Below are 13,853 nucleotides of genomic sequence, written 5' to 3'. Positions count from 1 at the left end.
CGCTACCCGTGGGTGGGCCCGTTCACGCCGTGCCGCAGCATGGTGCCTCCTGTTGTCCGTCGCTGTTGGTGTTGCGCTACCCGTGGGTGGGCCCGTTCACGCCGTGCCGCAGCATGGTGCCTCCTGTTGTCCGTCGCTGTTGGTGTTGCGCTACCCGTGGGTGGGCCCGTTCACGCCGTGCCGCAGCATGGTGCCTCCTGTCGTCCGTCGCCGTCGGTGTCGCGCTACCCGCGGGTGCACCCGTCAGGCGGGGCATACCTGATCCCTGGCCGTGGAGGTCTCGGGCTCGCCGACGCCGCCGTCCGGTGAGGCGGACGGATCCGCGGCGGGGGCCGATCCGGATTCGACGCCGGTGTAGTTGAACCCGAGGACCACCTGGAGCTCGCTGCTCAGCGTGGGGTCCTCCTCCGTGGTGGCGCCGGGGACGGCGTCGGCGACCGCCTGCGCCGCGGCGGCGTCGCCGGGCCCGTAGCGGACCACGGTCTCCGGGACACTGCGGCTCGACCAGTCCTGGGCCTGGGCCGGCACCTGGAACCCTGCGGTGGTGAGGTCGCTGCGGGCCTGCGCGCCGATCCCCGGGGTGCCCATGCCGTTGAACACCTGGAGCCGGATGTCCTGCGGGGCGACCTCCGCGGCCGGGTCCCCGCCGGAGGGGGCGTCGCCGGGGCCGCCCTCTCCGCCCGGCTCCTCATCGGCGCCGAGCGGCCGGTCCGCCGTGATGTCGGCGAACATCGCCCCCGCGGCGGCCTCGTCCCAGACGACGGCGACGTCGCCCCGCGGCGTCCAGAAGTCCATCTGCGCGATCGGGACCTGGGTGAACGAGACGTCGTCGAGCCCGATGGACCGCAGCTGCCCGCCGAGGCGGTTGATGGTGGCGGTGTCCAGCCCCTCGTCGACCGTGATGGAGCTCAGGGCGGAGTCGAGGAACGCCGCGAACTTCTGCGGGTCGCCGAGGGTGTCGGAGCTGAGCGCCTGGTCCAGCAGCGCCGCTATGACCTGCTGCTGGCGGTCGATGCGGTCCAGGTCGCCCTTCGTGGTCTGGCGGGTGCGCGCGAACGCCAGCGCCTCGCGGCCGTCGACCCGGTGCGTCCCCGCCGCCATGGACAGGTCCGCCTTGGGGTCCTCGATCGCTTGGGGCAGGCACACCTCGATCCCGCCCACCGCGTCGACGACGTCGACGAAGCCGGTGAAGTTCACCTCGACGTAGTGGTCGACGCGCACGTTGGTGGCCGATTCCACGGTCTGCACCGCGAGCTGCGGACCCCCGTAGGCATAGGCGGCGTTGATCTTGTCCTTGCCGTGGCCCGGGATGTCGACCCAGGAGTCGCGGGGGATGCCGACCACGGTGATCCGGTCGCGGGCGTCGTTGAGGTGGACGAGCATCATGGTGTCGGAGCGCTGGCCCGGTGTGTGGCCGACACCGAGCTCGTTCTGGGCGCCCCGGTCCATGCCGTCGCGCCCGTCGGAGCCGATCACCAGGATGTTGAGGGCCCCGCGGGCCCCGGGGGCGGGGCGGTCGCCGTCGAACAGCCCGCCGAACACGTCGAACCGGTTCATCTGGCCCGAAGCCCAGCCGGTGAGCGCCCACGCGGTCCCCGAGGCCAGGAGCACGATGACCGACAGGGCACCGGAGAGCAGCACGGCCGCCCGCTTGCGGCGGACGCGCCGGCCGGGCAGGGCGGCGACACCGCCGCGGTGCGCGGAGCCGGTGCGGGGGCCGGACGGGGTGCGCGGAGCCGGCGGGGCGGGCGGGGTGGGGGCGGAGCGCATGCGGCGGAACTCCGGGTCGCCGTCGGGCCGGTCCGGCCCCCGCCCGTCCCCTCCCGTGCGATCGCTCACTGGGTGCCTCCCCTGCTCATGATCGCCCCGGTGTCCCGGTCCCTAGACTCCTAGGTTGTCACCCGATCCACCGATGGGTCTCCCGATGTCGCTCCTCGGCGTGTTGCACCCGGTTGGACGTACGGCGGCGCCGGATGGTTCGCCACGGCCGCGAGAGCGGCCCCCGGGCGGTGGCCGTCCCGCCCGCGGCGCGCGTCCGTCCGGACCCGGCCGGAGGGTGCAGTAGCGTTGCCCCTGCACCCCAGCCAGCCCCTTGTCACCCCTTGGACCGCCCGTGACCACCTGGCCGCCCGTTTCGGTCGTGATGCCCATCTTGAACGAGGAGCGCCACCTCGCCGCAGCGGTGCGGCACGTGCTCGCCCAGGAGTACCCGGGTGAGCTGGAGGTGGTCCTCGCGGTGGGACCGTCCAAGGACCGCACCCGCGAGGTCGCCGACGGGCTCGCCGCCGCGGACCCGCGCGTCAAGGTCGTGGACAACCCCACCGGCCGCACCCCCGCCGCCCTCAACGCGGCCATCGGCGCATCCTCGCACGGCATCGTGGCCCGCATCGACGGCCACGCCATGATGCCGTCGGACTACCTGCGGGTGGCCGTGGAGACCCTGGAGCAGACCGGGGCCGACAACGTCGGCGGCATCATGGCCGCCGAGGGCGAGACCGACTGGGAGAAGGCCGTGGCCGCCGCCATGACCTCCAAGGTCGGGGTGGGCAACGCCCGCTTCCACACCGGGGGTGCGGGCGGTCCGGCCGACACCGTGTACCTCGGCGTGTTCCGGCGTTCCGCGCTCGACCGGGTCGAGGGCTACGACGAGGCGTTCCTGCGCGCACAGGACTGGGAGATGAACCACCGGATCCGCGCCACCGGAGGGGTGGTGTGGTTCCAGCCGCGCATGCGGGTCTCCTACCGCCCCCGGCCCAGCGTGGCGACGCTGGCCCGCCAGTACTTCCACTACGGCCGCTGGCGGCGCGTGGTCGCCCGGCAGCACAAGGGCACCATCAACCTGCGCTACCTGGCGCCGCCCGCGGCGGTGCTCGCCATCGCCGCCGGACTGCTGGCGGGCGCCGTGTTCTGGCCGGCGCTGCTGGTGCCCGCCGCCTACATCGCGGCGATCCTGGCGGCGTCGGTGCCGCTGGGCCGCGGCCTCACCCTGAAGGGCGGGCTGTGCGTCCCGGTGGCCCTGGCCACCATGCACATGGCGTGGGGCACCGGGTTCCTGACCAGCCCGCCCGGCCTGGGCGCCGATTCGCGGACCGCCCGCGCCAGCGACGCCGGCGCCCGCTGACGGATCAGCCCCGCTTGAGGGCGGCCACGGTGCCGGGGACGTCGTCGACCACGACGGCGTCGACCCCGGAGTCGGCGAACCGGGCGGCATCGACCGGGTCGGGGCACCAGCAGACCACTTCCAGGCCGGCGCGGTGGGCGGTGCCGACCGTGTAGTCCACCGAGCGGCGCCCCGGGCGCGGCGCGTCGCCGGTGAGCCCGAAGGAGCGGGCGTCGATCGCGACGATCGCGCAGCCCATCCCGGCCGCCCCCGCGACCGCCTGGTCCAGCGGGTTGCGGACGAACGGCATCCAGGCGGTCGGCACGCCGGGGGCGTCGCGGCCCACCGCCAGCACCACCGCGGGGTCGAAGGAGCACACGAAGACCCGGCGGCGCGCGGCCTCGCGGCGCAGCACCGGCAGCAGCAGCGCCGCCGTGCGCCGCGCCGGCGGATCGGTGGCGTCCTCCATCACGGTCTTGACGTCGACGTCCAGGCCGATGCGGGCGGGCAGGCCGTCGAGCGCCTCCTCCAGGGTGAGCAGGCCCTGGGCGGCGCACTCGCGCGCGGTCAGGTCCACGATCGCCCGGCCGTCGGGCAGGGCGGCGTCGTGGTTGACGACCAGGACGTCGTCGGCGCTGCGCCGGACGTCGACCTCGATCCACGACGCGCCGTCGCGGACGGCCGCGGCGTAGGAGGCGGCGGTGTTCTCGCGGTGCCCGCCGACGACGCCGCGCCCGGCGCCGCGGTGCCCGATGACCTCGGGCGCGGTGAAGACCCCCGTGCGCCGGCTCACCGGGCGCCGGCCCGCCGGCGCAGCAGCGACTCGGCGATCTCGATGTCGCCGGGGTGGGTGACCTTGATGTTGGACTCGGTGCCGGGGATGACGCGGACCTCTTCCTCGGGCAGGTAGCGCAGCACGACGCCGCAGTCGTCGGTGGCGACCAGGCCGGGGTCGGCCAGCGCGCGGGCATAGGCGCGGCGGATGACGCCGAGCCGGAACCCCTGCGGGGTCTGCATGCGGCGCAGCGAGTCCCGGGGCGGGACGTGCCGGATCACCTCGGCGCCGCCGCTGCCCCGGGTGACCTCCACCACGGTGTCGGCGGAGGGGACGGCCACGCCCACGGCGCCGGCCTCGCCCAGCGCGGCGACGCAGTCGGCGACGGTGCGGCGGTCCACCAGCGGGCGCACGGCGTCGTGCAGGAGCACGAGGTCGCCGTCGTCGCGGCCGGCGAGGGCGTCGAGCGCGGCCACCGAGGTCGCGGTGCGCGTGGCACCGCCCGCCAGCACCGCGGACACCTTGTGGTGGCCGCCCGCCGCGACGATCTCCGCCACCTCGCCCACGTGGTCGGCGACCATCAGCACGATCACGTCGTCGACCTCGGGGGCGGCGCAGAAGGCGGCGATCGAGTGCTCGATGACCGGCCGGCCGTCCAGCGCCAGCAGCTGCTTGGGCCGGGACCCGCCCATGCGCACCCCCACCCCGCCGGCCAGGACGGCCGCTGTCACGCGGGGGCGGGCGGGCCGGCCCGGAGCGGGGCCGGAGGGGGCCGGATCCAGGGACATGTCCACCAACTCTCCTCGGGTCGTCAACCGAGGCTAGCGGAACGAGGCACGTGTCCCCGGGGTGCGCGGCCGGACGGTACCACGCCCGGCCAACAATGAGGGAACAATAGGGCCCGATGGGGCCGGGCCCTCCGACGCACCGGTAATGTGAACGCCTGAACGGTCTCCCGGTCGGCGTATATGGCAGGATCGGGCCGCCGAGCCCAGGAGTGGTCTCCCCTCAATGAGCGTCCCGGCTCGTTCGATCTCCTGGTCAGCCGATCCCCAGAACCGTTGTCCACCGCCCGTCTTCGGCGGTTGCGGCGTCGCCATGGAACTCGCCCGCGGGCTGGTGCCCGGCCGGGGATGGCGCTCGGCCCGGACCGCGCGGCGCGCGCCGCCGGCGCGGTCGCGGAGGATTGAAACTTCACCCCGGAGGAGGTGGCGGTGGCGTCAAGGGCGCTGGCCGTCTGGCAGAACCGGAAGGTCGTCAGTCTTCTGGTCCGTCGTGACCTGAAGGTCAAATACCAGAAGTCGGTCCTCGGCTACGCGTGGTCCATGCTGGAACCGCTCGCCATGGCAGGGGTCTACTTCTTCGTCTTCGGACTCGTCTTCAACACCAACCGGGGTGTGCCCGGCGGTGACGACGCGCCGGGCGGCTACATGCTGTTCCTGATCTCCGGCCTGCTCCCGTGGCTGTGGTTCAGCGTGGCGCTGAACGAGGCGCCCAAGGCGCTCATCTCGCACGCCAAGCTCATCACCACGATGAAGGTGCCGCGGGAGATCTTCCCGGTGGCGGTGGTGTCGAGCAAGTTCGTCGACTACCTCTTCACCTGGCCGGTGCTGCTGATGTTCGTGTTCGCCCTGGGCGGACGCACCTCGGCGGGGGGACTGCTGCTGTGGCTGCCGCTGGCGCTGATCGTGCAGTTCGCGTTCTCCCTGGGTATCACCCTGCTGCTGGCGTCGGTCAACGTGCTGGTGCGCGACGTCGAGCGGGTGGTGCGTATCCTGAACCGGGTCCTGTTCTACGCGTCGGCGATCATCATCCCGTCGTCGCTGGTACTCGACTCGGAGACGTTCCCGGACTGGTTCAAGACGCTGTACCAGTTGAACCCGCTGCTGGGGATCTTCAAGATGCACCACGCGGTCTGGTACCCGGCCGACGCACCGAACGCATTTACCCTGGTGGCGTCGATCGGGGGGGCCGTCCTGACACTCGTCATCGGATACGCGACGTTCCGCCGACTGGAAACGTCCGTCCTGAAGGAGTTGTAATGGCGGAGCCGGTCATCGAGGCCAAGGGGCTCGGCATCAAGTTCGCGATGAACCGCCGGCGCAAGCGGAGCCTGCGCGAGATGTTCATCCACGGGACCAAGCGCGACCCCAACCCCACCGGGGCCGACTTCTGGCCGCTGCGCGACATCTCCTTCGAGATCGGCCAGGGCGAATGCGTGGGCATCGTCGGCAAGAACGGCACCGGCAAGTCCACCCTGCTGAAGATGATCGCGGGCGTCCTCATCCCCGATGAGGGCAGCGTCGAGGTCCGCGGCAAGGTGGCCCCGCTCCTGGAGCTGCGGGCGGGCTTCAACGACCAGCTCACCGGTCGCGAGAACGTCCAGCTGGTGGGTTCGCTGCACGGCATGACCCCGAAGATGATCGAGGAGAAGTTCGACGAGATCGTCGAGTTCGCCAACATCCGCGAGGGCTACATCGACATGCCGGTGCGGCACTACTCCAGCGGCATGAAGGTGCGGCTGGGGTTCGCGCTGATCTCCCAGCTCCAGCACCCCATCATGCTGGTCGACGAGGTGCTCGCGGTCGGCGACAAGGCGTTCAAGAAGAAGTGCTACGACGCCATCAAGCGGATGCTGGCCGACAACCGCACCATGGTGCTGGTGTCGCACAGCGAGTCCGACCTCAAGCGCTTCTGCAACCGCGGCCTCTACGTCCGCGACGGCGCGCTGGTCCTGGACGCCGACATCCAGAGCGCGCTGGACGCCTACAACGCCGACGTCAAGGCCGAGCAGGAGGCGAAGAAGCCCGCCGAGGGCAAGAAGCCCACCGGCGAGGACGGCAACGGCAAGGCCGCCTGACCCGTACCGCTTCCTCCCGCCCAGTCCGCCGTTCCGCAGCCCGGCCGCCCCGCGGCCGGGCTGCGGCGCGTCCGCCCCCCTTCCGGCGGCGCCGCCGACGCCATAGGGTCATTGGCGACCGGGCCGAGGGGCGGCAGGCGGCGGCCCACCGCCCCGGCTTCTCACCGGTCCGGTGTGTCGGTGGTTGCCGTGCGCGCCATCCTGGGTGAACGTTCAACACAGGGCGCGTGGGAGGGGCACGGCCGTGGCGGATGTCGGCGCACTCACCAATCGGTATGCCGGGCGATGGGCCCGGCCTGCGGTGGATTGGGCGCGGCGCCGCGGGGTCACCCCGGCGAGCCTCACCCGGGTGGCGCTCTTCCTGGCGGTGTCGGCCGCCGTGTGGTTCACCGAGGGCGGGCTGCGCGGCTCCCTCGTCGGATCGCTGCTGCTGGCCCTCATGCTGCTCACCGATACCGCCGCCGAACGGCTGCGCGCCGGCCGCACCCCCGATTCCCTCGACACCTGGCTGCGGGCGGTCTTCGCCCGGCTGCGGGAGTACACGGTCTACGCGGGGGTGGCCATCGGCGGCGCGCTGTCCGGGGTGCCCGACGCGTGGGCATGGGCGGCCGGGGCGCTCATCTCCCTGGCGCTGTTCGACACGGTCGTGGCAGCCCGCGCCGCCGCCGGAGCGGCGCCGCCCGGGACCGCAACGCCGCGCGGCCGTGCCGCCGGGTCACCGATCGACGCCGTCGACCCCGGCCGCCGCGACCGCACACCCAGCGACCCGTCGCTGACCGCCGAGCTGTTCGGCACCCCGGTCCCGGAGCCGCGCGCGGCCGGTCCCGGCGCCGGCGACCGCGTCGACCCGATCCGGATCCGCACCGTCCCCGAGAGCCGGATCAGCGCCGAATGGGAAGAGGGGCGGCTGCGCGCGATCCGCAGCGTGCGCGCCGGCCGGGAACAGGAGAGGGCCGCGGACGAGGCGCCGCGGCCCGCCGCCGACCGCGGCCGCGCGGGGGCTCCGGCGCCGTCGTGGGTGCGCACGGCGCTGTCCTTCCCCCAGGCCGGGCGCCTCGCCGTGGTGGCGTCGACGATAACGATTTGGGACGCCCGGGTGACGTTTATCGCACTGATCGTCGGTTGTGCCGTCGCGATCACCCGGGAGCTGACCGAGCAACCGGCCCGAGACGCCGCGAGGTAGAGCATGGGCGTGCCCCCGTCGGATCCCGATACGCACCGTCCTGACCTGCGTTTTCTCCGTGATGATGGTCACTTGAGTACTGGTTTGGGGAGGTTCGCGCCCGGGGCGCTCCCGCCGCTGCTGCCCGCGTTGGCCGGAGCCATGGTCACGGGGGTGCTCCTGGTGGCCGGGATCGGCCACGCGTCAGGCATTACCCTGTTCGCACCGGTTGCGGCCCTCCTGCTCTCGGGGGTGGCCTCTGGGCATCCGCATGACGGACGGTTTGATTGGATGGTCCCGCCGGTCCTCCGCGGAACCGAGTACCTTTACCTACTCGCGCTCGGCTACGGATCGGGCGTACCGGGCCCGCTGGTCTTCGTACTCTTGACAGCGGTCGTGCTCCACCACCGCGACTCCGTCCACCGGGCACGGTGCGGGACCCGCCCCCCCGGCTGGGCCGTCCGGGCGATGCTCGGATGGGACGGCCGGATGCTGCTCGTCGCCATCGGCGGTGCGCTGGGCTGGCTGCCGTTCACCTACGGTGTGCTCACCGGCCACCTCGTGGTCCTGCTCGTCTGGGAGACCACGGCGAGCTGGTCGGCGACCCCGGTCGCACCGTATGAGGACCCGCCGCGAAACGAACGGGGAGGCATGGACGCCTCCACGACCTAAGGAGGAAGGCGCCTACATGCTCGGGATGGTACTTGCCGCGGGAGCGGGCCGCCGACTGCGCCCGTACACCGACACCCTGCCCAAGGCACTGGTGCCGGTCGATGGTGACACCACCATCATGGACATCTCCCTGCACAACCTCGCCGAGGTCGGCCTGACCGACGTCGTCGTGGTCGTGGGATACCGCTCCGAAGCGGTCGAGGAGCGCAAGGAGGCCCTGGAGGCCCGCCACGGCGTCAAGCTCACCCTGGCCTATAACGACAAGGCCGAGGAGTGGAACAACGCCTACTCCCTGTGGACCGCCCGCGAGTACTTCGCCGAGGGCGTCCTGCTTGTCAACGGCGACACCGTCCACCCGGTCAGCGTCGAGGAAACGCTACTCGCCGCCCGGGGGCCGGAGCTGCTCCTCGCGGTGGACGACGCGAAAACCCTCGCGGACGAGGAGATGAAGGTGACCCTGGACGCCTCCGGGCACCTGGCCACCATCACCAAGCTCATGGACCCGGCCATCGCCGCGGGCGAGTACATCGGCGCCACCCTCATCGAGGGCGGCCTCGCCGACCGCCTCGCCGACGCGCTGAAGACCACCTGGGAGCGCGACCCCCAGTTGTACTACGAGGACGGCTACCAGGAGCTGGTGAACCGCGGCGGCAAGGTCGCGGTCGCCCCGATCGGCAAGGTCGACTGGGTCGAGGTGGACAACCACGACGACCTGAACCGCGCGCGGGAGATCGCATGCCGCTACTAGCCCGCATGCTCCCGTCCCCCCTGACGATCGACGTGCGGCGCGGCGCCATCGCCTCCCTGGGGTCGGTGCTCGCCGACCGGCGGATCGCCACCGAGGGCCGCATCGCCGTCGCGGTGGGCCCGGGACAGGGCGCCCAGATCGGGGCCGACCTCGACCTCCCCAACTGCGAGGTGTTCCGGGTCGAGGGCGGCAGCATCGACGTCGCGACGGAGCTGGGCAAGAAGCTGCGCTCCGGCGCCTATGAGGCCGTGGCCGGGATCGGCGGCGGCAAGACCATCGACGTCACCAAGTTCGCCGCCTCCATGGCGGGCATCCCCATGGTGGCGGTGGCCACCAACCTGGCCCACGACGGCATCGCGTCGCCGACCGCGTCGCTGGAGCACGAGAGCGGCAAGGGGTCCTACGGGGTCTCCATGCCGATCGCCGTGGTCATCGACGTGGACTACGTCCAGGCCGCCCCGCAGCGCCTGGTCCGGTCCGGGATCGGCGACGTCGTCAGCAACCTGTCGGCCATCGCCGACTGGGAGCTGGCGGGCCGCGAGCAGGGCGAGCCGGTCGACGGCATGGCCGTCACCTTCGCCCGGGTCGCGGCGGCGGCCGTGCTGCACCGCACCGACTCCGTGGAGTCCGAGGAGTTCCTGACCGTGCTGGCCGAGGCGCTGGTGCTGTCGGGCATGGCGATGTCGGTGGCCGGCTCCAGCCGCCCCGCGAGCGGGGCCTGCCACGAGATCCTGCACGCCATCACCCACCTCTACCCCGGCGTGAGCAACCACGGCGAGCTGGCCGGTGTGGGCGCCCTCTTCGCGTTCTTCCTGCGCAGCCGCCACCAGGGCGAGGGCGAGGCCACCATGCACGACATCCGCGCCTGCCTGCTCCGCCACGAGCTGCCCGTGGTCCCCGCCGAGATCGGCCTCGACGACGAGCAGTTCGCACGGGCCGTGGTCTACGCGCCCGAGACCCGCCCGGGCCGGTACACGGTCCTGGAGCACCTTGCCCTATCCGAGGACGAGATTCGGCGGAGCGTCGGTGAATATGTCAAGACCGTCGGTCGCTGAGGTCCGCGCGGGAGGCCAGCCCGAGGGCATCAAGGAGCGCGTCAACGAGGAGCACTGGGCCGGCCGCCTCTACATGCGCGACATCTCCCCCTATGTGAGCGCGGCGTTCATCCGCCTCGGCGTCGCGCCGAACCCCATCACCTACCTGATGATGGCGTTCGGCGTGCTGTCAGGGGTGGTCCTGGCGTTCGGCGACCTCTGGTCGGCGCTGCTCGCGCTCGTGCTGATCCAGATCTACCTGCTGCTGGACTGCTCCGACGGCGAGGTCGCCCGCTACACCGGCCGCACCAGCGTCGCGGGCATCTACCTCGACCGCATCGGCCACTACCTCTCCGAGATCGCCCTGCTGATCGGGCTCGGCATCCGCGCCCAGGGGGAGTTCGCGGCCGGCGGCTGGGTGATCGCGGGGATGGCCGCCGCCCTGGGCGCCGCTCTGATCAAGGTCGAGACCGACAACGTAGTGGTCGCCCGCGCCAAGGCCGGGCTGCCCGAGAAGGTCGCCGACTCGGCCATGCAGCCGCGCTCCGCGGGGCTGGGCCTGGCCCGCAAGGCCGCGTCGGCGCTGCGGTTCCACCGCGTCATCCAGGCCGTGGAGCTGTCCATCCTCGTGGCGGTCGTCGCGGTCGTCGACGCGTTCCGCGGCGACCTGCTCGCCACACAGGTGCTCATGGCCGTGTGCGTCGCGGTGGCGGCGCTGCAGACCGTGCTGCACCTGGTCAGTGTGCTGGCGTCGCGGCGGCTGGAGTAACCCCCATCACGGGGCGATTCCGCAGGTGGTGGGCGGTGCCGGTCCTTTCCGACGGGGGCCGCACCGCCGCCGCGCGGGGCAAGACCGCAGAACAGCGGCGGTGCCGGTCCCTTCCGACGGGGGCCGCACCGCTCCCCGGGCCGTGGCGTTCGCAAACGCGGGTTTATCCTTCCGTTAGCCTTGACATGCGATCGTCGACTCCCGTCCATCCCGTAGCCATGTCTGAACGGTGCTCATGACCAGTCCCGTATCCCCGGACCTGCCCGCGACCGAGCCGCAGGGCACGGACACCCGGCTCTCCGGCGCGACCGGCGACACCGGTGTCTCCGCGCACGCCGAGCATGCGGCCCTGAACGGCCCGCAGCGGATGAGGATCTCCTGCGTGCTGCTCACCATGGGCAACCGCCCCGCTGAGCTGCGCCGCGCCATCACCAGCGTGTTCGAGCAGGAGGACGCCGACGTCGAGGTCATCGTCGTGGGCAACGGCGCCGACCTTCCCGAGCTGCCCGACGGCGTCATCACGGTGCGGCTGCCCGAGAACGTCGGCATCCCCGAGGGGCGCAACCACGGGGTCAAGGCCGCCACCGGCGACATCATCCTGTTCCTGGACGACGACGGCTGGTACCGCTCGCGCGACCTCGCCCACCACGTCGCGGGCCGGTTCACCGGCGAACCCGCTCTGGGCGCGCTGTCCTTCCGCATCGCCGACCCCGACGGCGGACCCGACCAGCGCCGGCACGTGCCGCGGCTGCGCGTCGGCGACCCGCAGCGGTCCAGCCGGGTCACGACCTTCCTGGGCGGCGCGTGCGCGATCCGCCGCGAGGCCTTCGAAAAGGGCGGGGGGCTGCCCGGCGGGTTCTTCTACGCCCACGAGGAGACCGACCTCGCCTGGCGCATCCTCGACGCCGGGTACGACATCGAGTACGACGCCGACGCCGTCATGTACCACCCGGCCGTCGCGCCCACCCGGCACGCCGACTTCTTCCGGCTCAACGCCCGCAACCGGGTGTGGCTGGCGCGGCGCAACCTGCCGTGGCCGCTGGCGGTCGCCTACCTGGGCACGTGGGTGGGGATCACGCTGCTGCGCGAGCGGTCGGCCACCTCGCTGCGGGCCTGGTTCCAGGGCTTCCGCGAGGGCTGGCGCGAGGACTCCGGTCCCCGCGCGCCCATCTCGTGGCGCACCGCTTGGCGCATGACCCGCATGGGGCGCCCGCCGATCATCTGACCCGTCGGCTTCCACGCATGGCCCGGCCCGGGACCGCATTGAGCGGGTCCGGGCGGGTCCGGGCGGTTGGTTTCCGCGGTTGGGGAGCGTGCCGGGGGTCCGGGCCGCCTCACCGCTCCGATGTGGCGGGGCCGACCAGCGGGAACGGCCTGGGCGTGCGCTGCGGCGTCCCGGCGGGGCCCGTGGCCTGGTGCGGCAGTCGCACGCCGGCGCCCTCGGCCTGGCTGCCCTGCGCCGCCTGGACCCACTCCTCCAGCTGCTGGACGAACTGGACGGCCTGCGTGGGCCAGTGGAACTCCGACCGCGCGATGGCGTGCCCGGTGGTGGCCAGCCGGTTGCGCAGCGGCGGGTCCGAGCGCAGCCGTAGGACCGCGTCGGCCGCCGCGGCCGCGTCATTGTAGGGCACGACCAGGCCGGAGTCGCCCTCCGGGCGCCCGTTGACCAGCCGGGCCGCCACCGGGGTGGGCGAGGTGATGACGGGCAGCCCGTGGGCCATGTACTCGATCACCTTGGTCGGCATGGAGTGCCGGTAGTTCGGGGTGTCGTGGAGCAGGCTGATGCCGGCCAGCGCCCCGCTGACCATCCGCAGCGCCTGGTCGTTGGGGACGAACCCGTACCAGTGGACCGCCCCTTCCTGCTGGGCGGCGCGCAGCAGCGGCTTGGTCGCGCCGTCGGCGGCGCCGATGACCTCCACCTTCACACCGTGCGGCTGGAGGATCCGGCCCAGCTCGACCAGTTCGCGGGCGCCTCGGGCGGTGGAGAGGTGGCCGAGGTAGACCACGCGGTCGGTGCCGGGGCGGCGGGCCGGCCGCTCGGGGACGTAGGTGGTGTTGGGCACCACGGGGTGGCTGCGCTCGAACCGGTCGCGGTAGCCCTCTTCGGCCAGCAGCAGGTGCATGCGCCGTTCGGCGCGCCGCTCGAAGCCGCGCACGACCGGCCCGAGGGGCCGGCGCAGCGCCTTGGGCAGCCACGGCTTGGTGAGCAGTGCGGCGGCGGCGTCCTCGTGCACGTCCCAGATGGTCACGGGCCGGTTGCGGGGGAGCGCCAGCAGCAGCTCGGGGTCGTGGAAGAGCAGGACATCGGCCTGCGGGGCGTGCTCGGCCAGGGCGGCGCGTGCGGCGCGCAGCGCGCGCAGGCGCCGCCGGCCGGCCGCACGGGGCACGTCGACCACCGACAGCTCGGGCCACGGCGTCACGCCGCGCTCGCGGAAGGGTGCGACGTAGGTGACGGTGTGTCCGGCGTCGAGGAGGGCGCGAATCTGGCGGTGCAGGATGCGCGCGTCCTCGGGGTGGTGGACCACCGTCGCGACGAGAGCGTGCATGTGCAGTTTCACCCACTTCCGACTACTACGTCCCATGATGACCGAATGACGGCATATGGCCTGCACAGGACGCTAAATGCTTCCGGAAACATCAGGTGAATCAGCGAGTGACGCCGAGGGGTTCTCCCGGTGAATCCAGAGGTCGGATCGCCGGAATCCGGGCGAACGGGGAGCCCGCGCAGGCCCC

At 72.7% G+C, this 13,853-nt stretch carries 13 protein-coding genes; 9 read left to right on the top strand and 4 right to left on the bottom strand.

The window, feature by feature from the left end; genetic code table 11:
- Window positions 1-243: 243 nt before the first annotated feature.
- The gene (locus ACFO4E_RS01910; RefSeq protein ID WP_378570943.1) at window positions 244-1,770 is read right to left on the bottom strand and encodes an LCP family protein; all 1,527 of its coding nucleotides are present in this window, start codon (window positions 1,768-1,770) and stop codon (window positions 244-246) included.
- A gap of 343 nt (window positions 1,771-2,113) precedes the next feature.
- Here ACFO4E_RS01910 and ACFO4E_RS01905 point away from each other — a divergent pair, with 343 nt between their 5' ends.
- Window positions 2,114-3,121, top strand: a complete 1,008-nt coding sequence (locus ACFO4E_RS01905) for a glycosyltransferase family 2 protein (RefSeq protein WP_378570855.1) — start codon at window positions 2,114-2,116, stop codon at window positions 3,119-3,121.
- 4 nt (window positions 3,122-3,125) lie between these two features.
- On the opposite strand, the gene ACFO4E_RS01900 is transcribed toward ACFO4E_RS01905, so the two are convergent.
- Window positions 3,126-3,893: a glycerophosphodiester phosphodiesterase gene (locus ACFO4E_RS01900; protein WP_378570854.1), complete on the bottom strand. Its 768-nt coding sequence runs from the start codon at window positions 3,891-3,893 to the stop codon at window positions 3,126-3,128.
- The gene (locus ACFO4E_RS01895; RefSeq protein ID WP_378570852.1) at window positions 3,890-4,663 is read right to left on the bottom strand and encodes an IspD/TarI family cytidylyltransferase; all 774 of its coding nucleotides are present in this window, start codon (window positions 4,661-4,663) and stop codon (window positions 3,890-3,892) included. The genes ACFO4E_RS01900 and ACFO4E_RS01895 overlap by 4 nt, the downstream gene beginning before the upstream one ends.
- A 426-nt stretch (window positions 4,664-5,089) precedes the next feature.
- Here ACFO4E_RS01895 and ACFO4E_RS01890 point away from each other — a divergent pair, with 426 nt between their 5' ends.
- The 8 genes from ACFO4E_RS01890 to ACFO4E_RS01855 all read left to right on the top strand — a co-directional run bounded on the left by ACFO4E_RS01890 (window position 5,090) and on the right by ACFO4E_RS01855 (window position 12,345).
- Window positions 5,090-5,917, top strand: a complete 828-nt coding sequence (locus ACFO4E_RS01890) for an ABC transporter permease (RefSeq protein ID WP_378570850.1) — start codon at window positions 5,090-5,092, stop codon at window positions 5,915-5,917.
- Entirely contained in the window at window positions 5,917-6,735 is an 819-nt protein-coding gene (locus tag ACFO4E_RS01885; protein WP_378570848.1) for an ABC transporter ATP-binding protein, read from the top strand. The genes ACFO4E_RS01890 and ACFO4E_RS01885 overlap by 1 nt, the downstream gene beginning before the upstream one ends.
- 349 nt (window positions 6,736-7,084) lie before the next feature.
- On the top strand, window positions 7,085-7,918 hold the full coding sequence (locus tag ACFO4E_RS01880) for a hypothetical protein (protein ID WP_378570846.1): 834 nt from the start codon (window positions 7,085-7,087) through the stop codon (window positions 7,916-7,918).
- A 3-nt stretch (window positions 7,919-7,921) separates the two neighbouring features.
- Window positions 7,922-8,569: a DUF5941 domain-containing protein gene (locus ACFO4E_RS01875; RefSeq protein ID WP_378570844.1), complete on the top strand. Its 648-nt coding sequence runs from the start codon at window positions 7,922-7,924 to the stop codon at window positions 8,567-8,569.
- A gap of 16 nt (window positions 8,570-8,585) precedes the next feature.
- Window positions 8,586-9,317 (top strand): phosphocholine cytidylyltransferase family protein, encoded by a 732-nt coding sequence (locus ACFO4E_RS01870; RefSeq protein ID WP_378570842.1) that lies wholly within the window; start codon window positions 8,586-8,588, stop codon window positions 9,315-9,317.
- Between the two features lie 5 nt (window positions 9,318-9,322).
- The gene (locus ACFO4E_RS01865; protein WP_378570840.1) at window positions 9,323-10,372 is read left to right on the top strand and encodes an iron-containing alcohol dehydrogenase family protein; all 1,050 of its coding nucleotides are present in this window, start codon (window positions 9,323-9,325) and stop codon (window positions 10,370-10,372) included.
- On the top strand, window positions 10,350-11,120 hold the full coding sequence (locus ACFO4E_RS01860; RefSeq protein ID WP_378570838.1) for a CDP-alcohol phosphatidyltransferase family protein: 771 nt from the start codon (window positions 10,350-10,352) through the stop codon (window positions 11,118-11,120). Before ACFO4E_RS01865 ends, ACFO4E_RS01860 begins: the two co-directional genes overlap by 23 nt.
- Before the next feature lie 367 nt (window positions 11,121-11,487).
- A complete protein-coding gene (locus tag ACFO4E_RS01855; protein WP_378570942.1) occupies window positions 11,488-12,345 on the top strand; it encodes a glycosyltransferase family 2 protein in 858 nt (285 codons plus the stop codon).
- Window positions 12,346-12,454: 109 nt separating this feature from the next.
- Here ACFO4E_RS01855 and ACFO4E_RS01850 read toward each other — a convergent pair whose 3' ends face one another.
- Window positions 12,455-13,666, bottom strand: a complete 1,212-nt coding sequence (locus ACFO4E_RS01850; protein WP_378570940.1) for a glycosyltransferase family 4 protein — start codon at window positions 13,664-13,666, stop codon at window positions 12,455-12,457.
- Window positions 13,667-13,853: the final 187 nt, after the last annotated feature.

It is taken from the genome of Nocardiopsis mangrovi, assembly GCF_042653925.1.
GTDB lineage: Bacteria > Actinomycetota > Actinomycetes > Streptosporangiales > Streptosporangiaceae > Nocardiopsis_B > Nocardiopsis_B mangrovi.
This window is presented reverse-complemented; position numbering and strand designations above follow the sequence as displayed.

Coding starts and splice junctions, on each gene's coding strand:
- ACFO4E_RS01855 (WP_378570942.1), top strand. CDS start 11,488: ATGAGGATCTCCTGCGTGCTGCTCACCATGGGCAACCGCCCCGCTGAG.
- ACFO4E_RS01895 (WP_378570852.1), bottom strand. CDS start 4,663: ATGTCCCTGGATCCGGCCCCCTCCGGCCCCGCTCCGGGCCGGCCCGCC.
- ACFO4E_RS01850 (WP_378570940.1), bottom strand. CDS start 13,666: ATGCACGCTCTCGTCGCGACGGTGGTCCACCACCCCGAGGACGCGCGC.
- ACFO4E_RS01870 (WP_378570842.1), top strand. CDS start 8,586: ATGCTCGGGATGGTACTTGCCGCGGGAGCGGGCCGCCGACTGCGCCCG.
- ACFO4E_RS01860 (WP_378570838.1), top strand. CDS start 10,350: ATGTCAAGACCGTCGGTCGCTGAGGTCCGCGCGGGAGGCCAGCCCGAG.
- ACFO4E_RS01875 (WP_378570844.1), top strand. CDS start 7,922: ATGGGCGTGCCCCCGTCGGATCCCGATACGCACCGTCCTGACCTGCGT.
- ACFO4E_RS01865 (WP_378570840.1), top strand. CDS start 9,323: ATGCTCCCGTCCCCCCTGACGATCGACGTGCGGCGCGGCGCCATCGCC.
- ACFO4E_RS01885 (WP_378570848.1), top strand. CDS start 5,917: ATGGCGGAGCCGGTCATCGAGGCCAAGGGGCTCGGCATCAAGTTCGCG.
- ACFO4E_RS01910 (WP_378570943.1), bottom strand. CDS start 1,770: ATGCGCTCCGCCCCCACCCCGCCCGCCCCGCCGGCTCCGCGCACCCCG.